At 45.2% G+C, this 24768-nt stretch carries 21 protein-coding genes; 14 read left to right on the top strand and 7 right to left on the bottom strand.

Going from position 1 to position 24768, the window contains the following annotated elements:
- Window positions 1-68: 68 nt before the first annotated feature.
- Window positions 69-1343: a DUF5666 domain-containing protein gene (locus VA249_RS18200; protein ID WP_221070084.1), complete on the bottom strand. Its 1275-nt coding sequence runs from the start codon at window positions 1341-1343 to the stop codon at window positions 69-71.
- A 90-nt stretch (window positions 1344-1433) separates the two neighbouring features.
- Here VA249_RS18200 and VA249_RS18195 point away from each other — a divergent pair, with 90 nt between their 5' ends.
- The 3 genes from VA249_RS18195 (at window position 1434) to VA249_RS18185 (ending at window position 4885) form a co-directional block, all read left to right on the top strand.
- Window positions 1434-2102 (top strand): response regulator transcription factor, encoded by a 669-nt coding sequence (locus VA249_RS18195; RefSeq protein WP_128813012.1) that lies wholly within the window; start codon window positions 1434-1436, stop codon window positions 2100-2102.
- Window positions 2074-3321 (top strand): sensor histidine kinase, encoded by a 1248-nt coding sequence (locus VA249_RS18190; RefSeq protein ID WP_221070082.1) that lies wholly within the window; start codon window positions 2074-2076, stop codon window positions 3319-3321. Before VA249_RS18195 ends, VA249_RS18190 begins: the two co-directional genes overlap by 29 nt.
- 274 nt (window positions 3322-3595) lie before the next feature.
- Window positions 3596-4885 (top strand): alkaline phosphatase, encoded by a 1290-nt coding sequence (locus VA249_RS18185; RefSeq protein ID WP_221070080.1) that lies wholly within the window; start codon window positions 3596-3598, stop codon window positions 4883-4885.
- 149 nt (window positions 4886-5034) lie between these two features.
- Here VA249_RS18185 and VA249_RS18180 read toward each other — a convergent pair whose 3' ends face one another.
- The 4 genes from VA249_RS18180 to VA249_RS18165 all read right to left on the bottom strand — a co-directional run bounded on the left by VA249_RS18180 (window position 5035) and on the right by VA249_RS18165 (window position 9666).
- Complete coding sequence (locus VA249_RS18180) at window positions 5035-5481, bottom strand: hypothetical protein (RefSeq protein WP_221070078.1); 447 nt, start codon at window positions 5479-5481, stop codon at window positions 5035-5037.
- Window positions 5482-5493: 12 nt separating this feature from the next.
- Complete coding sequence (locus tag VA249_RS18175) at window positions 5494-7272, bottom strand: S8 family peptidase (RefSeq protein ID WP_221070076.1); 1779 nt, start codon at window positions 7270-7272, stop codon at window positions 5494-5496.
- 255 nt (window positions 7273-7527) lie between these two features.
- Entirely contained in the window at window positions 7528-7863 is a 336-nt protein-coding gene (locus VA249_RS18170; RefSeq protein ID WP_221070074.1) for a hypothetical protein, read from the bottom strand.
- 546 nt (window positions 7864-8409) lie between these two features.
- Window positions 8410-9666, bottom strand: a complete 1257-nt coding sequence (locus tag VA249_RS18165) for an aromatic amino acid transport family protein (RefSeq protein WP_221070073.1) — start codon at window positions 9664-9666, stop codon at window positions 8410-8412.
- Between the two features lie 358 nt (window positions 9667-10024).
- Between VA249_RS18165 and VA249_RS18160 the strand changes: the two genes are divergently transcribed.
- From VA249_RS18160 to nirD, 11 genes are all read left to right on the top strand, one after another.
- Complete coding sequence (locus VA249_RS18160; RefSeq protein WP_221070070.1) at window positions 10025-10459, top strand: GNAT family N-acetyltransferase; 435 nt, start codon at window positions 10025-10027, stop codon at window positions 10457-10459.
- Between the two features lie 290 nt (window positions 10460-10749).
- Window positions 10750-13413 (top strand): nitrate reductase, encoded by a 2664-nt coding sequence (locus VA249_RS18155; RefSeq protein ID WP_221070068.1) that lies wholly within the window; start codon window positions 10750-10752, stop codon window positions 13411-13413.
- A 21-nt stretch (window positions 13414-13434) separates the two neighbouring features.
- A complete protein-coding gene (gene cobA, locus VA249_RS18150; protein WP_221070066.1) occupies window positions 13435-14340 on the top strand; it encodes a uroporphyrinogen-III C-methyltransferase in 906 nt (301 codons plus the stop codon).
- Complete coding sequence (locus VA249_RS18145; RefSeq protein WP_221070064.1) at window positions 14337-15290, top strand: glycosyl transferase family protein; 954 nt, start codon at window positions 14337-14339, stop codon at window positions 15288-15290. The genes cobA and VA249_RS18145 overlap by 4 nt, the downstream gene beginning before the upstream one ends.
- A 227-nt stretch (window positions 15291-15517) precedes the next feature.
- A complete protein-coding gene (locus tag VA249_RS18140) occupies window positions 15518-16435 on the top strand; it encodes a dienelactone hydrolase family protein (protein WP_221070062.1) in 918 nt (305 codons plus the stop codon).
- Window positions 16436-16508: 73 nt separating this feature from the next.
- Window positions 16509-17090, top strand: coding sequence for an ANTAR domain-containing response regulator (locus VA249_RS18135; RefSeq protein ID WP_221070060.1), 582 nt, complete (start codon window positions 16509-16511; stop codon window positions 17088-17090).
- Window positions 17091-17367: 277 nt separating this feature from the next.
- Window positions 17368-18732, top strand: a complete 1365-nt coding sequence (locus VA249_RS18130) for a CmpA/NrtA family ABC transporter substrate-binding protein (protein WP_221070059.1) — start codon at window positions 17368-17370, stop codon at window positions 18730-18732.
- Between the two features lie 80 nt (window positions 18733-18812).
- Window positions 18813-19778: an ABC transporter permease gene (locus VA249_RS18125; RefSeq protein ID WP_221070056.1), complete on the top strand. Its 966-nt coding sequence runs from the start codon at window positions 18813-18815 to the stop codon at window positions 19776-19778.
- Window positions 19779-19789: 11 nt separating this feature from the next.
- A complete protein-coding gene (locus VA249_RS18120) occupies window positions 19790-20626 on the top strand; it encodes an ABC transporter ATP-binding protein (RefSeq protein ID WP_221070054.1) in 837 nt (278 codons plus the stop codon).
- Between the two features lie 10 nt (window positions 20627-20636).
- Window positions 20637-23156 carry a nitrite reductase large subunit NirB gene (gene nirB / locus VA249_RS18115; protein ID WP_221070052.1) on the top strand — a complete coding sequence of 840 codons (2520 nt, stop codon included), beginning with the start codon at window positions 20637-20639 and terminating at the stop codon, window positions 23154-23156.
- Entirely contained in the window at window positions 23157-23492 is a 336-nt protein-coding gene (gene nirD, locus VA249_RS18110; RefSeq protein ID WP_221070050.1) for a nitrite reductase small subunit NirD, read from the top strand.
- 96 nt (window positions 23493-23588) lie between these two features.
- Here nirD and VA249_RS18105 read toward each other — a convergent pair whose 3' ends face one another.
- Entirely contained in the window at window positions 23589-23993 is a 405-nt protein-coding gene (locus VA249_RS18105; RefSeq protein ID WP_221070048.1) for a PPC domain-containing DNA-binding protein, read from the bottom strand.
- 1 nt (window position 23994) lies between these two features.
- The gene (locus VA249_RS18100) at window positions 23995-24570 is read right to left on the bottom strand and encodes a TetR/AcrR family transcriptional regulator (protein WP_128812993.1); all 576 of its coding nucleotides are present in this window, start codon (window positions 24568-24570) and stop codon (window positions 23995-23997) included.
- Between the last annotated feature and the right edge of the window lie 198 nt (window positions 24571-24768).

Genomic DNA, 24768 nt, shown 5'->3' with positions numbered 1-24768 from the left:
GTAGTTGAGAAAGTGTTAATGCGCACAAATGAAAAAAGCACCACGCGTGTGGTGCTTTGATGGGGATATTAATCGTCAGCTTCCCAAGCTTCTACTTCAAGGGCAATTTTGCTTTTGTTGATGATGTGGCCTTCCACTTCAACTAGTGAACCGTCAATGTTCATCTTATCGATATTTTCGAAGCGAGTTTGTGCATCGATGAAGACTTTATTGTCTGCAAGAATTTGTTCTGCGTCATTTTCACAACGAGATACTATAAACGATACTAGTTCATTAGTATCTGCGCTGTAAATGGCGTTAGAAACTCGACCTTCACACTCGAATTCTTTGCCTTGCCAGTTACCTTGGTTGTCATCCCAATCTGGTTGTTCAAATTCGATGATAGACGCAATACGTTGACCTGCTACGTACTTAGACGTCACTTCAACTTCCACACCTTGTTTTAGGTTTTTCATCAGGTTTAAATCACAGCGGTAGCTATCATCTAAGCGGTAACACGTTGATGAATCGGTCGCGAATGAGCCACGGTAGTTTAGGCTGAAACTTGGTTCACCTGTATGTAAGTTCTCAACTGAAGTGACAATACCTTCGATATCACTGTCTTCAAATGCATCATCAATGTCATAACCGTCTAGCTCAACTTCTGTCGCAGCAAAATGATCCACCGCGTTACGGCCTTCAACTTCTACCCATTGGCCTACTTTCAAGCCTTTAGCCGGTAGAGAAACTGCATCTCCGTAGTAAACGTCAATGTTTGAGCCTAGGACAAACATTTGAGTACCTTGTTCTATGCTTGCAATTCGACCCTCAATTTCATAGTGATCTTCTAATTCCGGATACTCATGCTCTACATCGATCTCCACAACAGAAAGCACTTTGTAACCCGCATTTGCTGTTGGTAGCGAAGACACAAACACCCAATCACCAACGTCGATATCATCTGAAAGCGCTGCAAAATCAAGCGTAATGCCGTTTACCGCAAATGAAGTGCCTTTGCGGTAAGTAACGAGACCTGCCATTGTTGGCTCTAGTGTCACAGTTGCTGAGCTTGCTTTTTCTGCAGTATTCACTTGAACCATCATATTGGTCATATTTTGTTTGAAAGTGAAGTTAGGAAGAGTAGTGTTATTGAACTTCACACTTTCAACGGTGAATGAACGGCCGTTTACCGTGATTTCGTTTCCGTTAATCTTTTCAATCGACCCCGTCACTGACGCAACCGCTGGTTCAGTTACAGGAGGCGTCACTGAACCACCATTGTTGTCATTATTGCCACCACCAGAACCGCCGCCACAACCAGACAACGCAAGACCTACAGCAGAGACAAGTAACAGTTTTTTCATGATATCGACCTAAATTTGAAAGCTTATTTATTAATTTGGATGTATCTTATGTTTCATATCGTGAAGTGTTCGTGAAGAAACGTGAGCCCTATGAAAATTTTAATTGTTGATGATAACCACAATGTTTCCGAAACCATTGCGGATTATCTAGAGCTCGAAGGAATGACAATTGATTGCGCTTATCATGGAGAGGCTGCGCTAAATTTAGTTAAAGAAAACCATTACGATGTCATTATTATGGACATCATGATGCCAAAACTCGATGGCATCAGTACTGTACAAAAACTACGCCAAGAGCAGCTGTGCGGTACGCCGATTCTATTCTTAACCGCTAAAGATACGTTGGATGACAAAATTGCTGCTTTTCATGCGGGTGGTGATGATTACCTAATGAAACCATTTGCGATGCAAGAGCTCAGTTTACGAGTGCATGCACTGGCGAACCGTGGTCCAAGACAGGATATCGGAACACTGAAGTTTGCGGATATTCAGTTAGATGCTCGCACCGACCAAGTGACCAGAATGGGGCAGATGATTAAATTGAGCCGCATTCAAACTAAAATTCTCAAGTTACTCATCAAGCGAGCGCCTGCAACCGTTTCTCGTAATGAAGTGATTGATAATGTTTGGGGTGATGAACCTCCTGGTAGCGATGCTCTACGTAGTCACATTTATGGCTTGAGAACCGCCTTAGACAAAGGCTTTGATGAATCCCGATTAGAGACTATTCATGGACAAGGTTACCGACTCAAAGCATGACGAATACCCAAGTATTTATCGCAAAATACGTTGGGGTTTTGGTCTGATGACTTTTGTCATGTTCACGCTATTTTGGTCGTTGATCTACGTAGCAGAAAACAAGTTAGAAATTCTGAGTTTGCATCACTGGCTGGATACCGAAGCAGCGCTCTATCAAGAAAATTACAAAGAACTTGGTTGGGATGCGCCATTGCCGAATGTGCTGGAGTTTGACTCGTACTGGAGTGAGGCTCCAACGCCAAGTTGGATGTTATCATTTAAGAAACCAGGGTTTTATGAATACCTCTTAGGTTCTGAGGATAAGCATTTCGTTGTATTTGATCACCCTTCAGGTGAGGGGGTGATGTACATCGTTTTCCAAGATGACTCCGATGATTATTTGGATGAATACGAGAGCTCGTTGCACCAAGTGACGTTTGTGTTAGGTGGCATGTTTTTGCTCATTATTATGGCGTACAGTATTTATATGGTGCGCAGTTTGTCTCGTCCATTATCCCAAATTGAAGATAAGATTGGCAAAATGCCGCCAGATCAGCCAGTGTTCCAAATTGATACCAAATTCAGTGAAACGCGCCATATCGAACAAACGCTATTGAGTAGCAAAGTTGATATCGCGGCTTTCTTTCGTCGCGAACAAGAATTTAGTCGATTTGCCTCTCATGAACTGCGCACGCCAATTATGATCATTCAAGGCTCTACTGACATCTTAGCCAAAGTGCCAGATCAGCCAAGAGTCGCGCAAAAAGCGATTGCTCGTATGCAAAGTGCATGTGAAGACATGCGTATACTGACAGAAGCGTTCTTATTACTTGGTAAAGAGAAAGTTGAGCCACAACATTATGGTGAGCATGCTTTGATCCATTGTTTACGTCACCAATTGAATGAACTGGCGCCATTGTTTGCAAGGCAAGATTCCTCCTATGTATTGTCGGAAGTGCAGAGTGGCGTTGTGTATGCACCAGAGAGTTTCGTGACGATAGTCATTAATAACCTGATAAAGAATGCATTTAGCTATAGTATCGGGGATATAGAAATTGACTTGAATGGTACACGACTAACCATCGCAAACCGACACGATGGCAATGAAACTTACAATGCAGGTTATGGTTGTGGGTTGGTGATTGTGCAGCGCATATGTGAAAGAATGAATTGGTCATTTTTACTGGAAGACGATGGCATCAAATTTACTGCGATTGTGGATTTTACTAAACAGTCATAACGGTATCTCGACTAACTATCTCTCGACTAACTATCCGTTTTAAACTAAGCCAGAGCATCGTCTCTGGCTTTTTCGTCGAGTGCTCGCGTTGAGGTATGTTTTCATATTGAGGATTTACGGAAAGATACTCTAGGAATGATGTGCGTTGTAAAATTATGAGCGAACACCAAGTTTCATCTTAACTGCATGATAATATTCGTTAATGCGCTACATGGATTAATTTTTCGTTAGCGCCACGCGACGAATGTATAAAAAGCAATATCATGGACGAGAAATGAAACTGAAATACTCTTTAATTACAGCATGCTTGTTTTCAAGCTCTGCGTTTTCTAGTGACGGGCCCAAAAATATCATCTATATGATTGGTGATGGAATGGGACCTGCTTTTACTACTGCCTATCGTTATTATCATGATAATCCAGATACCAAAGAAATTGAGTCGACGATTTTTGATTCTATTTTAGTGGGTATGGCAAAAACCTATCCAGAAGACGATACCGTAGTCACAGATAGTGCAGCAAGTGCAACGGCGCTAAGCAGCGGCATCAAAAGCTATAATGGAGCGGTCGCCGTCGATGTGGAGAAAAAACCTGTCAAAACCATGCTAGAAATGGCAAAAGAGCAAGGAATGGTGACCGGCTTAGTAGCAACGTCACAAATTAACCATGCAACGCCAGCAAGTTTTGCCGCACATAATGAGTCGAGAAAGAACTACGATGAAATTGCGGATGACTATATTGATAATAAAGTGAGCGACCAACTTCCGGTTGATCTTCTACTTGGTGGCGGCGTGCGTTATTTTGAACGTGAAGACCGGAATCTAGTGGAAGAATTTCAACTGCAAGGGTATCAGTATGTTTCTGATTTTGATGCATTGCCATCTTTGCAAACGCTTCCGGCTATAGGGTTGTTTGCAGATAAAGCATTTCCTTTTGCGTTGGATGAAAACCCCAATCGCCTAGAGGTCATGACTAATAAGGCACTTTCACTGTTGCAGCGCCAAGATGCTGGATTTTTCGTGATGATTGAGGGCAGCCAAATCGATTGGTGTGGGCATGCAAACGACATTGCATGTGCGATGGCTGAAATGGATGATTTTGCTAAGTCAATTGCACTGGCGAAAGCTTACGTAGATGCCCATCCAGATACATTGCTCGTCGTTACCGCTGATCATTCGACGGGGGGCTTAACGATTGGTGCAAACGGAAAATATAAATGGAATACGGACGTCATTAAAGGTGTTCGCCAAACCGCATGGCCCCTAGCAATGTCTCTTGCTAAAGCGAATGATATGCAAAAAACATGGCGTGAGTCCGTAGATTGGGCGTTGACCGAGGAACAAATTCAGCAGTTGGTGACCGCTAAAAAAAGTGAAGAGCCAGCTGTCGCGCTTTACCGCCAAGTTAAAGCGATCATCAACCAACAGAGCTATACAGGTTGGACAACGAAAGGGCATACGGCGGTAGATGTGCAAGTGTTTAGCTATGGTAAAGGTGCTGACGTTTTTGTTGGTTCGCAAAATAATACCGATATCGCTAAGAAGTTAATCGGATTCATTCAATAGGGGGAAAGAAGAGAGTTATCATCTTGTTAGTTGATAGGAAAATCTCGTCTTTCAATCAGCGTCAGTGGTCAAGTTGAACAAAAAAAGCGCCTCAGCAATGACTGAGGCGCTCTTATTTGGTGGATTAGCCAACGTCTTTTGTTAGAGACTTATTGAGCACGGAATTTCCCGCTATTAAGTTCAATTTTCGACGCTTTTACTCGGCTGTCTGCGTTTAAGTAATCGCTGATAGCAAGAAGATCTTGGCCGTCAGAGGCGCGGAACACCGCGGATTCACCTTGTGCGAAAACCACTTCGAGTTTAAGTGCTTTGGCGACTGATTTAGCGTCTGTAGGGTTACTAACGGTCACAAAGATAAGGCCAGTGGCTTTAGATACGTTACTAAACGCATTCTTAAACACCTCATCTCCGGCGTGCAGTTCTGCCGCTTCAGACAAATTGTTTACTGATAATTTGCGATAGTCTTGTCCATTGATCTCAACGGCATCAGAGGCAACAAACAGATCTGGTGACGGCTGCTGTGCTAATTGCTGCTCGGCGCTTGCTGTTGCCGCAACCGTAGACAGAGCCAGAATAGAAAATGTCATAAATTTCATGCGAATGACTCCTTAGTGACCAAAGATACGCATTGACCAGTTTTTGATAACACCCGGTTTTGCGTTGTTTGCCATCGGTACATCGTAGATAGCAGAAGAGTTAAAGTAGGCAATGAATGAGAATACTTCATCACCGTTGGTGTCGATAGCACGCAGTGTCCATTCACCTTTTGCATTCTCACCATAAAATTGGTTGGAGAGCATCAGTTGATCTTCATAGCCTCCGATGCTCGGATCGAGTGATTGACCGACTAAGCCGTTGCGTGGCGTTTGCAAGACCGAGCGTGTCCCTGATGGAGAAATCAACTCGATCGCAAGATCAGGTAAGCGTGAATGCTCAAGAGTGAGCTTAACTTGCACAGATTCAACCGTAAGATCATCGGTCAGCGAAATAGAAGAAGAACCTCCCTCTAGACTCGCATCAGGAACACTGACTTGAGCAGTATTGCTTGCCCAAGGTGTGATAATTTGTGCAGGTAGAACGTTATTTGTCATTCGAGCACGTTTCATTGCCTCGTCTAGATTCACCGCACCAAAGCCATAGAATGCGTGGAAGTCGACACCAGCCGCGTTCTTCTGCCATGGAGAGATGGCTTCATAGCTAACTAATTCGCCTTGGTTATTCACGAACTCTAGTTGGACACCAGGGTGCTCTGCATCCGTTACGCTCGCGGTTTCAGCTAACAAGGCACGGACATCGCGTGCCGTTAGCGCGTGGTTTGTTGACATAATGGCTGCAATCGCACCAGAGGTATTCGGTGCCGCGGATGAGGTTCCGTTCATGGTACTGGTGTAATTACAGTTTGGATCTTGTTCGGTACCACCATGAAGCCCATTTATACCGAGACCTGCGCTCGTATTTTGCCCCTCGTCACAACCCATTAGGTCAGTCGTAACCATTGCGGGGAAATCTTGGCCATATTCTCCCGCTGGAGCGGCCACCCAAACATTAGATCCAACCGATGAGTAGCTTGCACGCGTACCATCTGCACGCAGTGCGCTCGTAACAAGGTTGTAGTAACTCGAGTTGTCATAAGACTGAGCAGAGTTGTGCATTGGTAGCCCTTGGTTAGCGCCACCAGCAAAAAAGTCCCCAGGCAATACAAAATATCGACCCGTATTGAAATAACGATAGCCGTTGCCTGCAGACTTAACAAAGAGTGCACCACGGCCCCAAGCATTGCCTTCGCTGACGTTTTTCATCACGTCCATTTCAAGTTTGAACTGAGGATCATTCTCGTCGAATGAAATGGGATTTATTGGGCTGAAGCCATAACTCTGGTTGAAGACGCGAACATCGTTAGTTGATGGATCTGCGCCATGGGAAATCAACCACCCTTCAAGTGTTTGACTAGATAACCAGTTGAAGCCCATCAGTGAAGAACGTGAAGCAACACCACGTCCACCTTCACCGTTATTCCCAACGGCGCTAATCAAACCCGCAACAGCAGTACCATGCCCATTAGTATCAACAGGGTAGTGATCAGGGAATGGGGAGTCTTCAATAAAGTTTCGACTCCCAGGGACGACGTTACCGGCAAGATCTGGGTGATCAATTTGAACACCAGAGTCAATGACAGCGACTTTGATCCCTACACCGGCGATACCCATTGCTTGAGTTAGCTGAGTGTTTAAATCGTTACCAGCTAAGCCTGGGTTAGCTGCAAAGGCGGTCTGTCCGATGTTGTTTAGATGCCATTGCTCAGAATAGAGCGGATCGTATGCCGAAACGGCAGGAGAAAGGCCTATCGCTAGCATTGCTGCAAATAGGCGATTTATACGTGTTTCCATTTGTGACCTCATGTCTTTGTTTGGAATTTTTATTCCTGTTTGATACTCCTTTAAACAGGCCTAAACAAAGCTAGTGGGTAACGATAAAGATGAAAACCGCTTACATTCTGTTTACGTCTAATTTTCGACGCATGGCATTAAACTAACGATAACTGCTTGAATAGAAGTTGGAATCTAGATAACTGAGAAAATTGTTAATCTGAAAAAACACAGCAAACTTAGCGAGATTTGCTGTTTCTTATGATAAGAGGGCTCTTATATGGCAGGTTGTATAGTTGCCTCAGAGTTTGTAGGGACTTGTTCTTTTTTTCTGAAAACACTGTTTACGACTTTTTCTACATAGAGTTGCTTATATTCTGAATCACACCAACGCTTGTTAAGTCCACGGCGATTGAACTCCGCACCAATGGCAACACGAGTTTGGTTTGATGGTCGCTTGTAATAAAGGGTTTCACACAATTGCATGTTGCTCATTTGCTGCGCATAGACATTAACACTGCTGCCTCTCATACCAAGTTGAGCGGCCTGTTGGTTACTACAGGCGGTAGAAAACAGTGATGCAATGGCCACAACAATGAGAGATTTATTCATGGTTTTTCCAAGGCTTTGTTAGGACTTAATGTATATGTTTTTCAAGGATACATTTTGAGATATGGGCGGTGCAACTAACAAAATGCAATTAGGAAGATGGCACGACGTTAGTTGTTGCTAATGTGATGTGTCGCAAAGAGAGTGGTTATCAGCAGAGAATCTTACTCTTAAGGGTGTTTAGAAAGGGGAGATGCATTGGGAAATTTTCAGTGTTCTGCAAAAGATCATCTTACTGTCATAAAAGTTTCATTTTATTGTGGTTGTGAAAAAATGCGTTTTTATACATAGTGATAGTAAGCCAAAATAAATTGGCTGTTTTCATAAGAATGGAGTTTGCCTATGCACAATGAAATGATTCAACCATCCCACTTCGGTATTATTGGCCGCACTTGTATTGCTTCAATCATAATGATGGCGGGTACTTTCATCTTATTCTAACCGAGTTACCCACTGAGTTAGAACAGTCTAAAAATAACAAGAAAAATTCAGGGAATTACCAATAAATGTTAAGGTATTCCCCTGAAAATCCATCTTACGTTATCACAACTAGCTCAATAAGCTAAAAATTAGCGCACTTACCGCAACAACGCCCGTTAGCATTACAAAGTAGGTGGATACTTTTCCACGGTATTGATGCAACGCTTTCACTTTGTATACAGCCAGCATTGGCATAATGAACAGAATCATGGCAATCACGGGGCCAGATAATGCTTCCATCATACCTAAAATGCTTGGGTTCATAATTGCCGCCACCCAAATCGACACAAAAAGTATCACCACACTGATTTTATCAATGCGCACTGTTGGCATAGACGAATGTTTGCTGATCAGGCCGTTTAGGCTCTCTCGAGCACCTAGAAAGTGACCGAGAAATGATGAAGTGATCGCGACAAACGCAACCAACGGCCCAAGTGTTGCAATAAACGGATTCTCGGTTGCGTTAGCTAAGTACGACAATACTGAAACATTTTGCGCTTTTGCTTCTGCTAGTTGCTCTGGTGACAGTGCAAGTACGCATGAGAAGACGAACAGCAAAACAAAGGCGATAAGCATGACGCTTGTACGACGTAGGATTAGCTCGGATTTCGCATCGGCATCTGCACCATAATGACGGCGTTGAACATTCGAAAAGCTTGAAATCGCTGCTGCATGACTAAAAGAAAAAATAACAACTGGAATGGCAAGCCACATCGTGCTCGCAAATGAAGACCATTCTGGTGCATCAAGAACCGGTGCTTGCCAGTTTGGAATAAGATAGAGAGAAAGAAATGCGAGGATCGCGACCAGCGGATAAACCATCATGGCAAAAGCACGCAGCATGACTTTTTCGCCAGCCATCATGATTGAGATTAAGCTAAAAACCAACACACCAGATAGTAGTGCGCGTGGTAAAGGCTCAATTCCTGCCTGATTGACCATAAAGCTATCGACAGTGTTGGTGATGCCTACGCCATAGATAAGAAGAATTGGAAAGATCGATAGGAAGTACAGCAGTGAAATCATACGACCTGCTTTCGCACCAAAGTGCTCTTCTACCACATCAGTAAAATCGGCATTTTGAATTTTTGAAGACAATACAAAACGTGCCAATCCACGGTGTGCCCAGTAGGTCATTGGATAAGCAAGAATTGCCATAACGACTAATGGCCAAAAACCACCAATTCCCAAGTTAATCGGTAAGAATAAAATGCCAGCACCAACGGCTGTGCCAAATAAGCTCAATAACCAGTGTGTATCGTGCTTAGTCCATGTGTTTGTTGTGTTTACGTCACTAACAGATAGTGTTTCTTGAGATTCTTTCACTTAAGAGTCGCTTGTATAGAAATAATAATCGCGCGGATGTTATCTCCTTTAGTGATTGATATCACATGCGTTAGGTGGTGAATCGTGCTAGTGAATCGCTACGGATGTAAACTATCGAACCATGAATTTTTAATAAATGCGATATTTAACTCCAAGACTTCCCTTTTAAATTGAAGTTATATCATGAATTTTTACTATTTTTTAGTAGTTGATGTTGTGGCTAATGTTTGCTCAGCTTGGTGTTTATTAACATCGTAAGGCGATGTTCTTAATATCAAACTTGGCGCAGTGTGTATGCTCTTTATACTCGAACGCGCTTTGGGTATATTGTCGAAAATTATGATTCAGGAAGTTTAACATGAAAATATCATGTGCAGAGAAAACGGATCTCGATGCAGTATACCAATTGGAACACCAGCTTTTTGGTGATCATTCATACCCACAGTTTTTCATTCGACAAGCTTATGACTGTTGGAGTCGTGGCTTGATGGTGGCAAAACAGGCGCAAGATGTAGCAGGTTATGTTCTTTTAACGCCAAGTTTAGAACAACGTACTTACTGGATTTTGTCGTTAGCGGTAGCAACGAAATATCGCGGCCAAGGGATCGCTCGTTTACTGGTTGAGGATGCGATCAGTCAAGTCGAAGTTGGGTCTTCAGTGAAACTCACGGTTGATCCGAACAATGCTCCTGCTTATCAACTCTATTGCTCTATGGGCTTTTCGGTCATTGAAGAAGAAGACAATTACTTCGGCGATGGAGAACCTAGGCTTGTGATGCAACTGACCCGTTAACGCTGCACTTCTGTGATTCAACCTCGCACCTTATCAGTGCATACCTAAAAGCTTAATCAAAGATAATTAATTTTAAATTATTGATATAATTGATTATTTTATTTTGGCATCGGGTTTGCAACTTAGAATGTGTTCATCGTTAACTCGATGCGCCGCTTTTCCTTAGCAGGCGGTTAAGCGGATAGGGTATTACTTGTTAAGCTTTATTGGCAATGCAGCCTCTCTCATTTCGAGAGAGGTTTTTTTGTCGCTTAAAGCCCGTCATTCTAAGAAAAGAGTCAGGGGGCGTAATGTCGAAAGGATGCAAGAAAACCACTTGTCCCTATTGTGGAGTTGGATGTGGTGTCGAGGTCAATACTAAAGGAATTGTTGGGGATGCACATCATCCGGCAAATCAAGGGTCACTGTGCGTAAAAGGTGTGGCGCTTGCAGAGAGTCTCAATATGCCATCGCGGTTGTTGTATCCAAAACTCGTCAGCGAGGAGCGTCCGAAAGGTAAAGAAGTGCAATGGCAACAGGCTACGGATCTGATTGCAAACAAGATCCATCAAGCCAAAGCGGAGTTTGGACCAGATTCCGTCGCGATGTATGTGTCAGGTCAGTTATTAACCGAAGACTATTACGTCGCCAACAAATTCATGAAAGGCTATGTTGGCAGCGCTAACATCGATACCAACTCTCGCTTATGCATGTCTTCGGCGGTTGCAGCTCACATGCGTGCTTTTGGTGAAGATGTGGTGCCTGTCAATTACGATGACATTGATAATTCCGAGCTGTTGATCATTTGCGGAGCCAATACCGCATGGACACATCCAGTGTTATTCCGCCGAATCCAACAAGCGAGAGAAAAGAACCCTAATTTAAAGTTGGTGGTTATTGATCCGCGCGAAACGGTTACAGCACAGCAAGCGGATTTGCATTTACCGATTAAAAGCGATGGGGATGTGTCACTCTTCAATGGGCTGCTCAAGTTTCTCATAGAGCAGCAATGCCTTGATTCTCAATACATTCAAACTCATACCGAGGGTTTTGATGAATTAGCTAAAGAGGTATCGGATTTACGTTACGATGTCACTAATTTAACTGCATCTATTGGTATTTCTGAAGAAAAACTCACTACATTCTTCCAATGGTTTGCGCAAAGCCCAACGGCAATCACTCTGTTTTGCCAAGGGGTTAACCAAGCCGAAAATGGTGTCGATAAAGGCAATGCCATTATTAATGCACATTTGGCGTCAGGCAAGATTGGTAAAACAGGTTGCGGGCCGTTTTCTATCACAGGTCAGCCGAATGCGATGGGCGGGCGAGAAGTCGGAGGGTTGGCAAATCAATTAGCGGTTCATCGTACTTTTGATGCTAAATCTACCAAACAAGTGCAAACATTTTGGGACTCTCCAGAGATTGCCACTAAGCCCGGATTTAAAGCTGTTGAATTGTTTGAGGCGGTAGAGCGTGGTGAGATTAAAGTTCTGTGGATCATGGCAACCAATCCTGTTGTTTCTTTGCCAGATAACCAACTGGTAAAGCGTGCACTAGAGATTTGCCCGTTTGTGATTGTTTCAGATATTACTGCTGATTCGGATGTGGCGCATTACGCTGACTTGTTATTGCCCGCCGCTGGTTGGGGAGAAAAGCAGGGCATGGTGACGAACTCGGAGCGTCGGATCTCAAGACAACGTCAGTTTCAAAACCCTCCCGGTGAAGCAAAATCAGATTGGTGGGCGATCAGTCAAGTTGGACAAGCATTTTGTGCTTTGGAAAGTGCGCAGAATGGCTTTGCGTTTACTTCTGAACGAGCCGTGTTTAATGAATATGCAGCGATGACGGGCATAAATGCGAAGTCACCTTTGAAGTTAGACCTGTCTCACTACGCTAATTTAACAGAGCAAGAATACGAAGAGTGGATGCCGACCCAATGGGGAGGAGAGCGTCCTTTTGCTGATGGAATCTATTCGCACTCAGATGGTAAAGCGCGTTTTGTCGTGACCAGTGAATCTCCAACGCGTTTAGAGAGAACAAAAGGCTGGTGGCTCAATACGGGCAGACAACGTGACCAATGGCACACCATGACGCGAACAGGGCACATCGCACACCTTGCTGCCTCTGAGTTAGAACCAACCGTGTACATGAATACACTTTCCGCCACTCAAAATCGTTTAAAAGCAGGGCAACTCGCCAAACTGTTCCAGCCTGCTTCAAACACCAGTATTTATGCCAAAGTTGCTATTGATGACGGTTTAGGTTTTCAGGAGCTATTTATGTCAATGCATTGGGCAGGTCGATATGGCGGAAAAAGCAGCGTTAACGCAATAGTAAACAGCGCGAAAGACCCTATTTCTGGTCAACCTGCGTTTAAGTCGTCTTATGTTGAAGTGCAAGACGCAGCGGTAAAAACCTACGGTATGTTCATCGGTACACAGTTTGATTCCGGCAAATTTCTCTACAGCGCATTTCAAGCAGAAAACAATTTGGGCATTTGGCGCTTTGCACACGATAAGCGACCAAAGAAGCAGAGTTTTTGTCGAACGGAAAAGAGCCGGAGAATTACGATAGATATTGCCCAAGGTTGGCTAGCGGTGGATTACGACCTTGTTGGAGACGTTCGTATCATTCGTTCTGTTTTGGTGGTGTCTAGCGAACCGATTCAAACTGACTACACCAACTTTATCGGCTTGATTGGCAAACCGATGGAGCTATCGCAACTGCTTACCATCACTCAATCGCAAAGCAGTGCCAAGCTGGTTTGTAGTTGTTTCCGCGTCACCGATAAACAAATACATGACGCGATGGAGAAACAAGATTGCACTTCATTGACCCAACTACAAAACAAACTCAAATGCGGTACTAATTGTGGTTCGTGCGTCTCTCAAATCAAACAAATGGTCGACAGCCATCAGCATCAAAAGGGCAAACAGCACGCGAGCCAGCAAAGTCTGGCGATTCAAATAAAGTAAGTCATTAAAGAGGATAAGCACATGGAAGCGCCTTATCAAAAGTCTTGGTTTAAGAAAGGACAAGCGAGTCAGAAACAAGAACGCTCGTCTCGCTTTTATAAGCATGATCAAGCAAGCAAACTGAACCAACTTTTAGAAAATAACTCCGCAGATCTAGATGCAAACCACCAAGGTTTTGTCTCGATTGTTGGAGCTGGGCCGCACGATCCTGACTTGTTAACGGTAAAGGCTGTGAAAGCGATTATGGGGGCAGAGGTGTTGCTTTACGACCGTCTGGTTGACAAAGATATTTTGGAGTTGGCTTCGCCACAAGCCGATTGGATTTACGTGGGCAAACGATGCGGACAACCTAGTATTGGTCAGGAAGAAATTTGTGATTTGATGGTGTCGCTCGCCCTGCAAGGAAAGCGAGTTGTACGCTTAAAAGGGGGAGATCCTTTCGTATTTGGCCGTGGAGGGGAAGAAGCATTAGCACTCGTCAAACACTCAATCGCTTATGAAGTCATCCCCGGTATTACTGCTGCGATTGGGTGTTCAGCAAACAGCTTGATTCCGCTTACTCATCGAGGTGTTGCTCGCAGCGTTACCTTTGTTACGGGGCAAGTGGTGACAGGCGCATTTGAGGCATGGAGCCAACTGATGCAAAGCGGACAAACGTTGGTCTTTTATATGGGGTTAGAAAAGTCATCGCAAATACAAACAGGTTTAATTAGCTCAGGTTTGAGAGAAGATTTCCCTGTCGCGGTCATCACTCATGGTTGCAGCCCTCAACAACAAGTGCACGTTACCCAACTCAATCAGCTCAATGATTTATCGATTACACTTAAAGGCATGAGCCCAGCATTGATTGTGATGGGAGAAGTTGTCAAACTGCGCGAACAACTAATAGAAACCGTACAGTCAGTGACGGAATACGAGGGAATATGAGCAGCATTTTGGAATGTATTAGAACAGTCGGTCGCGGTGAACGTGGTAGAAAACCACTGAACTTTGACCAAGCGTTTCGAGTTATGGATGAATACCTAAACGGTGAGTGCGACGACGATCAGATGGCAATGTTATTGATGCTGATCCGCGTACAGAACGAGACTCAACAAGAAATCGCTGGCTTTGTGAAAGCATTCCAATCCCGCATGCCAGCCATTGGTGCAGACATTGATTGGCCATGTTATGCAGGCAAACGTGAAGCGGCAGGTCAGCCTTGGCACCTGTTGGCGGCGAAGATCCTTGCCGACAATGGTCATAAAGTGCTGATGCACGGCTATCACGATCGTCAATCTGGTCGTTTACACGCCGAAGACTATCTCGACGAGTTTGCTATCAAGAAAGCGGAATCAGCAGAAGAAGCAAAGCGTGTCTTAGAAACACAAAACATCGTGTATCTACCGTTGAGTGCGTTTGCTCCTCAAGCAGAAACCATGATCGGTTGGAAGAATCGTTATGGGCTTAGAACGCCGATTAATACCGTGGTTCGAGCATTGAATCCAGGGCAAGCAACGGTTGGTATTCGTGGTAGCTTCCATCCTGGATTCCAACAACTTCATGCTGAAGTCGAATATGAAATTGGTCAAACCGCTCACGCTGTTGTGTCATTCAAAGGGCAATCGGGTGAGTCCGAATACAATCCGAAAGTAAGCCAAACGGTATGGCTAAGCCAAACAACTGGCGTGACATCGCACTACTGGACGGAGCAGATGCTGTCTGAGGTGCCAACGCCTGCGAACTGCCCGTTTGGAACATCAGAAGATGACATGAACCAAATGGCGAATACGGTTTTGGCTACGATGACAGTGGTCTTGTTTGCGCAAATGCACGACAGAGAAAAAGCATTCGAACGTGCCTTTTCTTACTGGCAAGGATATTGCCGCCTACAATAACGCACTACTGTCAATTAATGTAAAACCAACAACGCAAAGTTGTTGAATCTGAATCCATTATCTATTGTTTGAAGAAAGGAAAAGATCCTAGCTCACCAATGATATATTTCACCACTCTGTTTCGTATGAGAGTGGTGAAATTGCAGTTCTAGCCTCAATCGCCTTGGTTTTTATGTTCGATTGAGAATTTGAAATCCGCTTATGGTAAGACACAGAGGACATGGATAATGGTTCTAAAGCATACCACTACGAGTAAAAAGGCTTCTCATCCCATCCCGCAAGAAGCCTTCGATTGGTACGATGAATATGCACACGGAAAGATCTCTCGCCGTGAGTTTATTAATAGGCTGGGTGGCCTAGCGGTGCTTGGGTTTAGCATGACAGCGCTTGTCGATGCTTTAACTCCGAATTATGCACTGGCAGAACAAGTTTCCTTTAATGATCCGGAAATCAAAGCAACTTACGAAACCTTTTCATCCCCAAATGGGCATGGAGAAGGGCGTGGTTATTTGGTCATGCCGCAAAAGAAAACTCTCAAATCACCAACCGTATTGGTTATTCATGAAAACCGAGGCTTAAACCCTTACATTAAAGATGTCGCAAGACGACTCGCGAAAGACGGCTTTATTGCTTTCGCTCCAGATGCGCTTTATCCACTTGGTGGCTATCCGGGGAACGATGATGAAGGTCGCGCCATGCAGAAAGATATGGACAGAGCCAAGATAGAGCAAGATTTTATTGCGGCGGCTAATTTCATCAAACAGCATGAGGATGGGAACGGTAAGTTGGGGGCGGTCGGGTTCTGCTTCGGTGGCTACATTGTCAATATGCTTGCGGCGGTAATGCCAGAAGAGTTAGACGCTGGTGTGCCTTTCTACGGAACGCCAGCGGCGCAAGAAATTCAAAAGCAGGTCAAAGGCCCCTTGATGATTCACTTTGCAGGGCTCGATAAGCGTGTTAATGACACTTGGCCTGCTTATGAACAGCAATTGATCGCGACCGACGCGCAATACCAAGCTTTGATGTATGAAAATGTAAACCATGGCTTCCATAACGATTCAACAGCACGCTACGCACCAGAAGAAGCGGCACTCGCTTGGGAACGTACACTCGGCTTCTTCAAAGAACATCTCGCCTCTAGTTAAAACGCTTCAACTTTAGTTGGCACAGTCCTTGTTATGTCTTTCTTAGTGAGAGAGATATAAACAAGGAATGTGCATGACTCGATTAACATCAAAAACACCCATCATTGTGTGCTGTGATAGTCTCCAAGAGCAGGCTAGACTTTCTGGCTTATTGAGTAAAGATTACGACAACATTATCGGTTGCCAATTGGCACAACTTGAAACGCTTATGCCGCGAGAACCGTCAGCAAGCGTTGTGGTTGGTTGGCAGCAACCTACGGCGGAACTGCGTTTGATCGTCGATTTCTGCCGCAGAAAATCGGCACCACTTCTTATCGTCTTAAAACAGTTATCATCGAATGATATCAATCGGTTACCTGAGAAAATTGACTATGTTCTCATGCCGCACGATAGTGAGTTTTCACTTCAACCTTGGATTGAACATGCGACATTAGTGAGAACGAAATTCGAAAGTATGCAATCGGAAATTGAATCGCTGACCCACAAGATTGAAGAGCGCAAGCTGGTGGAAAAAGCCAAAGGTCTGCTGATGAAGATGCACAGCGTTGATGAAGAACAGGCTTACAAAGCGTTAAGAAACTCCGCCATGCAATCGAGCCAAACGCTCGCACAAGTTGCCAAGAACTTGATAACCACCTTGGAGGTGCTGGATTAGTTTTCTACCACTTTGGGGTTAGGGTGCATTTTCTAACGTGGTGCGTGTTGCACTATCAGCAAGCAATAACGGGGAATAGTTAATAGTAGCATTCCGTAAGTCATTGTATTTAACATAAAAATAAGTTGGCACAGTAATTGGATTGCCATAAATGTAATAGATAGTTTGGGTTTATTGTTGAATCGCTTATCTCAATTATCAACGGCGGTAATTGTAGACTTAGCAACGGCGCTACTGCTCTTCGGAGTAGTGGCGCTTTTTTTATGGGAGCAAACCAATGAAATGGAGTTCGATGCTGAAAGTGTCAGCGATTTCGTTATCGGTATTCACCACGGTCAGCGTAAAGGCAGAGTTGGGTGAGCCAGAAATTGAAGACCTGAAGTTTGGTTTTATTAAGTTGACCGATATGGCACCGCTGGCGGTCGCGTATGAGAAAGGATTTTTTGAAGATGAGGGTTTGTACGTCACATTAGAGGCGCAAGCAAACTGGAAAGTGCTGTTAGACCGAGTCATCGATGGTGAGCTTGCCGGTGCGCACATGCTTGCTGGTCAGCCATTGGGCGCGACGATTGGTGTCGGCACAAAAGCAGAAGTGATTACCGCGTTCAGCATGGATTTGAACGGCAACGCAATCACGGTTTCCAATGATACTTGGGAGCAGATGAAGCAATACATTCCAAAGCAACCGGATGGCAAACCTGTTCACCCAATCAAAGCGGATGCACTAAAGCCCGTCGTTGAGAGTTATCTGGATAAAGGTAAGCCGTTCAACATGGGCATGGTGTTCCCTGTATCGACGCACAACTATGAGTTGCGTTACTGGTTAGCGGCAGGGGGGATTCATCCAGGTTTTTACGCACCAGACTCAGGCGATAACAGTGGTCAATTGGATGCTGACGTTCTCTTGAGTGTTACACCGCCACCACAAATGCCAGCCACAATGGAAGCGGGTACGATCAAAGGCTACTGCGTAGGCGAACCATGGAACCAACAAGCCGTATTCAAAGGCATTGGTACGCCAGTCGTGACCGATTACGAGATTTGGAAGAACAACCCAGAGAAAGTATTTGGTGTTTCTAAAGCTTGGGCAAAAAAGTATCCAAACACGCACATTCGCGTAGTGAAAGCTTTGATTCGAGCGGCACATTGGCTGGATGAAAATGACAATGCCAACCGCCAAGAAGCAGTGAAGATGCTATCAAAAAGCGAGTATGTGGGAGCCGATGCCGAAGTTATCGCGAACTCAATGACCGGGACGTTTGAATACGAGAAAGGCGACAAGCGAGACGTGCCAGACTTCAACGTGTTCTTCCGTCATAACGCCACTTATCCGTATTACAGCGATGCGATTTGGTACCTGACTCAAATGCGTCGCTGGGGACAGATCTCAAGCGAGAAATCCGATGATTGGTACATGGATGTCGCAAAAGAGGTTTACCGTCCGGACATTTACCAACAAGCGGCTCAAGCACTGATTGACGATGGTGTGTTGAGCAAAAAAGACTTCCCAGATTTTAGTGCTGAAGATGGTTTCCGTGCGCCACAAACACACTTTATCGACAACATCGTTTATGACGGTCGCGAGCCAAATAAATATCTAGAGAAATTCTCTATCGGGCTTAAAGGAAAAGACAAAGTTTAGGATGAGCTGTCCTACAAAAAATACAGCGGGCAAGTGAGTCTGCCCGCAATAACAAGGATGTAAATTTCTTAGGAGTGAGTATGTCTAGTAATGTCATTTCCCTTTTTCCTGCTAAGCAGGTAGTGAACCGAAGTCGGTTGGTGCTTTTGCCCGTCATTGGTTTGCTGATCTTTTTGGCAATGTGGCACTTAACGGCGAGAGAAGTGCAAACCTCATTAGGTACGCTACCGGGACCAGTGCAAACTTTTCAGCAGTTCAGCAACCTTGTCGATGACCATTGGCAAGAGCGAGAAAAGGAACAAGCGTTTATCGAGCGTCAGGAAAAACGTAATGCTGCGAAGTTAGCCAAGAATCCGGACGCGGAGGTGAAGATTCGTCCCTACACAGGTAAGCCGACGTTCTTCGATCAAATCGTAACAAGCTTAGTTACTGTGACTGCGGGTTTTTTGCTGGCGACGGTTATTGCGATTCCGCTTGGCATCGTGCTTGGTCTGAATCAAGGGCTGTATCAAGCGTTCAACCCAATCATTCAATTGCTCAAGCCTGTATCACCTTTGGCTTGGCTGCCTATCGTTACTATGGTGGTGAGTGCTACTTATGTGAGTGATGACCCGATGTTTGCTAAGTCGTTCATTAACTCTCTGATCACTGTGGCGCTGTGTAGCTTATGGCCGACGCTGATTAACACCGCTGTGGGTGTAACAAGCGTTGATAAAGACTTAATCAACGTGAGTAAAGTGCTTCAACTTTCGTGGTGGCAGCACATCCGCACCATCGTATTACCTTCTGCCATTCCAATGATCTTCACAGGTTTACGTCTCTCTTTAGGTATCGCTTGGATGGTGTTGATTGCGGCAGAAATGCTCGCGCAGAACCCTGGGTTAGGAAAGTTCGTTTGGGATGAATTCCAGAACGGCAGTTCAGCGTCATTGGGTCGCATCATGGTGGCAGTCATTACCATTGGTTTTATCGGTTTGATGCTCGATAGAGGCATGCTGCAACTTCAAAAGTGGCTGTCTTGGAATAAACAACAAGCGTTGAGATAAGGGAAACGATCATGGAAAAAGCATTATTAGATCTAACGCGTTTAGGGATGCGATTCCCAACGCCAAATGGCGAGTTCATCGCGCTTAAGAACGTCGATTTACAAATCAATAAAGGTGAGTTTGTATCCCTGATTGGCCACTCTGGCTGCGGTAAATCAACGGTATTGAACTTAGTTGCGGGTCTGCACATGCCAACAGACGGCGGCGTGATCGTCGATGGACGAGAAGTAGCAGGACCGGGACCCGACCGCGCAGTGGTGTTCCAAAACCATTCATTATTGCCATGGCTCACCGTATATCAAAACGTTGAGCTCGCAGTAAAGCAAATTGCCGGTAAAAAGGGCAAAGCGTGGATTCAGGAACAAGTGAATCACTATTTGGAGTTGATTCAAATGCAGCATGCTGCGCACAAAAAGCCCGATGAAATCTCGGGCGGTATGAAGCAGCGAGTCGGCATTGCCAGAGCACTGGCACTTCAACCGAAGGTTCTACTGATGGATGAACCATTTGGCGCGTTGGATGCGTTAACACGTGCACACCTACAGGATGCGTTGATGAAGATCCAAGCCGAGTTAAACAACACCGTCATCATGATTACCCACGATGTGGATGAAGCGGTGTTGCTATCTGACAAAATCGTGATGATGACCAACGGACCGGCAGCGACCATTGGTGAAGTGTTGGAAGTAAATCTACCGCGTCCTCGCGAGCGTGTCGCACTGGCGGATGATGCGCAGTATCAGAAGTGTCGACAAGCGGTGCTGAAGTTCCTTTACGAGAAGCAATCCAAAGTCGAGATTCCCGCTTCGAAAGAAGAAAAAAACAAAACCGCAGCACAAACGGCGTAAGGAGGCAGCGATGAACAGTCCTTTAACGATTCCAGTAAAGAATGCATTGAGCCACATCGTTGTGGTAGGTAACGGTATGGTCGGGCAGCACCTTGTCGAGCAATTAGTGCAGAAAAACGCGCATATGGAGCACGGAATTACCGTGATTGGTGCAGAGCGTTTTATCGCGTATGACCGTGTACAACTCTCTTCTTTGTTTGCAGGTAAGTCTCATGATGATTTGATGTTGAGTAACCAAGAATGGTACGACATGCATGGCATCCAACTCGTACTTGGCAGCCAAGTAACAGGCATCGACAGAGAACAAAAGCGTATTCAGCTTGATGGTGAAGATGTGCTGGGTTACGACCAACTCGTGCTCGCGACTGGCTCGTCCCCAGTTGTGCCGCCAATTGAAGGTAAAGACCGCGACAACGTGTTTGTCTACCGCACGCTTGATGATCTTTCACAAATCAAAAAGGCATGTGAAGGCGCAAGAACAGGCGCAGTGATTGGCGGTGGCTTGTTGGGTTTAGAAGCAGCAAATGCACTCAAACTATTGGGGCTAGAAACTCACGTCATTGAATTTGCGCCTCGCCTGATGCCCGTGCAGTTAGACGATGGTGCTGGCTTAGTGCTAAAAGAGAAGATTGAAGCGCTAGGGCTAACAGTACATACCTCAACGGGTACGGAACGAATCTGCGATGGTGAAACGGCTAAGCATCGTATGGTGTTTAAAGACAAAGATCCTCTCGAAGTGGATGTGATTGTCTTTTCCGCAGGCATTCGTCCTCAAGATGAGTTGGCAAGGCTGGCAGAGCTAGAAGTAGGCGAGCGAGGCGGTATTGTGATTAACAACCAATGCCAAACCAGCGATGAGAACATTTATGCGATTGGTGAATGTGCCCTTTGGGAGCAGAAGATCTTTGGTTTAGTCGCACCCGGTTACACCATGGCGAGAACCACCGCCGATGTCTTGACTGGTATGCCGAGCGAGGGTTTTAAAGGTGCAGACATGAGCACCAAACTCAAGCTACTTGGGGTGGATGTGGCGTCTATCGGCGATGCACAAATGCAAACCGAAGGCGCACAGGAAATGGTGTTGCAAGATGCGGTTGCAGGCATCTACAAAAAGCTGGTGGTTGATGCGAGTGGTACCCAATTGCTTGGTGCAATTCTCGTTGGTGACAACAGTGACTACGATGCACTCTTACAGTGTTATTTGAACAAAACGGTTCTGCCAGACCACGCGGCGAACCTGCTGTTTGATACCGGAATGCTGGATGGAGAGATGCCAGACAGCGCCATCATCTGTTCTTGTCACAACGTCACAAAAGGCGACTTAGTTGCCGAGATTCAAGCTGGCACCACCAACCTGACGGACCTTAAAGCCAACACCAAAGCCGGTACTGGCTGTGGTGGGTGTAGCAATATGGTCAAATCGGTATTGGATACTCAACTGGCAGCTATGGGGGTAGAGGTTAACAACCACCTTTGTGAGCACTTTGAGCTTAGTCGCCAAGAGATGTTCCATATTTGCCAAGTGGAACAAATCAAAGACTTCGACACCTTAATTGCACTGCATGGCAAAGGGCATGGGTGTGATATCTGTAAGCCGACAGCGGCATCTGTGTTTGCTTCTTTGTGGAATGAACACATCATGGAGCCGCAGCATCAGTCTCTGCAAGATTCTAACGATGCCTTTATGGCAAACCTACAAAAAGATGGCTCTTACTCGATTGTGCCTCGTGTTCCGGGTGGCGAAATCACACCAGATAAACTCATCGTGCTAGGCGAAGTCGCTCAGCAATACGATCTATATACCAAGATCACTGGCGGTCAGCGCGTGGATTTATTTGGTGCGCAGTTAGAGCAACTTCCTGAAATTTGGCAAACCTTAATTAATGCCGGTTTTGAAACAGGGCACGCCTACGGCAAATCGGTACGCACTGTGAAATCTTGCGTGGGTTCTACTTGGTGTCGTTATGGTGTTGATGATTCGGTTGGATTAGCCATTGAGTTGGAGAACCGTTACAAAGGATTGCGAGCGCCCCATAAGCTTAAGTTTGCCGTATCGGGATGTACTCGCGAGTGTGCAGAAGCGCAAAGTAAAGACATTGGGGTGATCGCCACTGAAAACGGCTGGAACTTATATGTGTGTGGTAATGGTGGCATGAGACCACGACACGCTGATTTGTTTGCCTCCGACTTATCCAAAACAGAGTTGATCACCATGATCGACCGAGTATTGATGTTCTACGTCAGCACCGCTGATCGCTTGCAGCGTACGTCAGTGTGGATGGAGAACATGGACGGGGGCTTAGATTACCTTAAGCAAGTGATTTTGGATGACTCTCTGAATCTATGTGACTCTTTGGATGAACAAATGGCACGAGTCGTAGATACCTATCAATGTGAGTGGAAGAGTACGTTGGATAATCCGCAAAAATTGCAACGCTTCCGTCCTTTCTTGAACAGCACGTCGGGCAGCAAAGCCTTACCGTACCAACGTGTGCGCGGTCAGCGTATTCCCGTGAAACAGGAGGTGTAAATGGCAGCTTTAACCAAAGTGAAATTGTGTCAGCTTGATGACTTAATGCCGTTTATCGGTGCCACTGTATTGATTGAAGGCGAGCACGTTGCGTTATTCTACATTCCTGATAACGGTGTTTACGCTGTTCAGGATTGGGACCCAATAGGTAAGGCTTATGTAATGAGTCGAGGGATTGTCGGTGATATCGATGGTGAGATGTGTGTTGCGTCACCACTGTACAAACAGCATTTCAGCTTAAAGAGCGGGCATTGTTTGGAAGACGATGCGCACTGTCTAAAAACGTGGCAAGTAACGGTCGACGATAATCAGGTTTGTCATATAGTCGAAGAATGATCCTCGAAATTAGCTTGCTCGATATGAGTAAATTCTTAGCGTAAGAGGCAAGCGAATAAAGCTCCAGAGACAGCACAGTATGGCTCTGGAGCTTTACTATTTGGAAGGATTCACTTGAAGTTCGGTATAGCCAGTCGAGTCGTCCATCGCTCTGGTAAACTCAAGATCTGAGTAGGAGTGAATGATCAACTCAGCCGTAGTATCTATGATGGTGCCATCCAGTAAATGTCCACCCCAGACTCGTCCCTCACGATCAGACACCGAGATATGAACGTGTTGATGCTCAGGCGTTAGGGTTCCCATTACAGAGACGATTTCAAATGCTTCTTGCTTAATTAATGTACTCTGCGCACCAGCCAAGCGAAGTGTGAGGTCAGACACACAGCCAACGCATGAAGCAATCGAGCCAGCTTTGATACCGTGCTGCTCGACCAATTTCGCTAAGCTCAGTTTTAAGTCCATGCCTTTGGTAAGACGTACTGCTATCACTTCAATCGACATGTTATTTCCGGATCAAGACAAGCAAGCAAGATAATGCGATATCCAAATCTTCAAAGCGCTTTGCTTTGCCTAGCACACGCATGCCTTGCATGTTTGTAAGGATAAATCTCGCCAGTTGCTCAGGCTTGAGCGTTTTTGGAATCAGTGTTTCTTTTTGAGCGGTTTTGACGGCTTCAGTGATGATGCCTATCAGGTGATCAAACAAGAAGTGTCCTTTGCGTAACACATCATCATCTTCGCCAGCATGTTCAACCAACGCATTTTGGATGAAACAACCGTAACTGCGTTTACGTTGAAGTGTCGCGAACGATCGCAAAAAACGCTCAAGTTGTGGCAGTGAAGCTCCGTCTTTATCAAGCGCATCAATTGCCGGAAGCGACACTGTTTTTAAATAGGCGTTGAGCGCTTCGTAATAAAGTTGCTGCTTATCACCGTAAGTATTGTAAAGACTGAAACGGTTGATGTTCATTGCATCAGTGAGATCCGAGATGGAAGTATTAGAAAACCCTTTGCGCCAGAATAGATCCATAGCAACAAGAAGTTTTTCATCACGATCGAAGTTGGCTTTTCTCGCCATAAATTACCTGCCTGGATCTGTTTTGTATTGATTGAGTATATGGAAGTGCTAGCAGCGTCAATTCCCAAATGGTCAATATGCGCTAAAACAATTCCAAGTTCATATGAACCCACAGACGACATCTAAATATTGGTACGGCAAACAGACCCAAAGCCGATAAAAATTTAGCAGTGAAGTTCTTGACTGATCGTTTATAAA

Origin of the sequence: Vibrio alfacsensis (assembly GCF_019670485.1) — a bacterium.
Lineage (GTDB): Bacteria > Pseudomonadota > Gammaproteobacteria > Enterobacterales > Vibrionaceae > Vibrio > Vibrio alfacsensis.
This window is presented reverse-complemented; position numbering and strand designations above follow the sequence as displayed.

What these genes read in the sequence shown, in the direction of transcription:
- VA249_RS18200 (WP_221070084.1), bottom strand. Translation starts at nt 1,343, where the DNA reads ATGAAAAAACTGTTACTTGTCTCTGCTGTAGGTCTTGCGTTGTCTGGT.
- VA249_RS18195 (WP_128813012.1), top strand. Translation starts at nt 1,434, where the DNA reads ATGAAAATTTTAATTGTTGATGATAACCACAATGTTTCCGAAACCATT.
- VA249_RS18190 (WP_221070082.1), top strand. Translation starts at nt 2,074, where the DNA reads ATGGACAAGGTTACCGACTCAAAGCATGACGAATACCCAAGTATTTAT.
- VA249_RS18185 (WP_221070080.1), top strand. Translation starts at nt 3,596, where the DNA reads ATGAAACTGAAATACTCTTTAATTACAGCATGCTTGTTTTCAAGCTCT.
- VA249_RS18180 (WP_221070078.1), bottom strand. Translation starts at nt 5,481, where the DNA reads ATGAAATTTATGACATTTTCTATTCTGGCTCTGTCTACGGTTGCGGCA.
- VA249_RS18175 (WP_221070076.1), bottom strand. Translation starts at nt 7,272, where the DNA reads ATGGAAACACGTATAAATCGCCTATTTGCAGCAATGCTAGCGATAGGC.
- VA249_RS18170 (WP_221070074.1), bottom strand. Translation starts at nt 7,863, where the DNA reads ATGAATAAATCTCTCATTGTTGTGGCCATTGCATCACTGTTTTCTACC.
- VA249_RS18160 (WP_221070070.1), top strand. Translation starts at nt 10,025, where the DNA reads ATGAAAATATCATGTGCAGAGAAAACGGATCTCGATGCAGTATACCAA.
- VA249_RS18155 (WP_221070068.1), top strand. Translation starts at nt 10,750, where the DNA reads ATGTCGAAAGGATGCAAGAAAACCACTTGTCCCTATTGTGGAGTTGGA.
- cobA (WP_221070066.1), top strand. Translation starts at nt 13,435, where the DNA reads ATGGAAGCGCCTTATCAAAAGTCTTGGTTTAAGAAAGGACAAGCGAGT.
- VA249_RS18145 (WP_221070064.1), top strand. Translation starts at nt 14,337, where the DNA reads ATGAGCAGCATTTTGGAATGTATTAGAACAGTCGGTCGCGGTGAACGT.
- VA249_RS18140 (WP_221070062.1), top strand. Translation starts at nt 15,518, where the DNA reads ATGGTTCTAAAGCATACCACTACGAGTAAAAAGGCTTCTCATCCCATC.
- VA249_RS18135 (WP_221070060.1), top strand. Translation starts at nt 16,509, where the DNA reads ATGACTCGATTAACATCAAAAACACCCATCATTGTGTGCTGTGATAGT.
- VA249_RS18130 (WP_221070059.1), top strand. Translation starts at nt 17,368, where the DNA reads ATGAAATGGAGTTCGATGCTGAAAGTGTCAGCGATTTCGTTATCGGTA.
- VA249_RS18125 (WP_221070056.1), top strand. Translation starts at nt 18,813, where the DNA reads ATGTCTAGTAATGTCATTTCCCTTTTTCCTGCTAAGCAGGTAGTGAAC.
- VA249_RS18120 (WP_221070054.1), top strand. Translation starts at nt 19,790, where the DNA reads ATGGAAAAAGCATTATTAGATCTAACGCGTTTAGGGATGCGATTCCCA.
- nirB (WP_221070052.1), top strand. Translation starts at nt 20,637, where the DNA reads ATGAACAGTCCTTTAACGATTCCAGTAAAGAATGCATTGAGCCACATC.
- nirD (WP_221070050.1), top strand. Translation starts at nt 23,157, where the DNA reads ATGGCAGCTTTAACCAAAGTGAAATTGTGTCAGCTTGATGACTTAATG.
- VA249_RS18105 (WP_221070048.1), bottom strand. Translation starts at nt 23,993, where the DNA reads ATGTCGATTGAAGTGATAGCAGTACGTCTTACCAAAGGCATGGACTTA.
- VA249_RS18100 (WP_128812993.1), bottom strand. Translation starts at nt 24,570, where the DNA reads ATGGCGAGAAAAGCCAACTTCGATCGTGATGAAAAACTTCTTGTTGCT.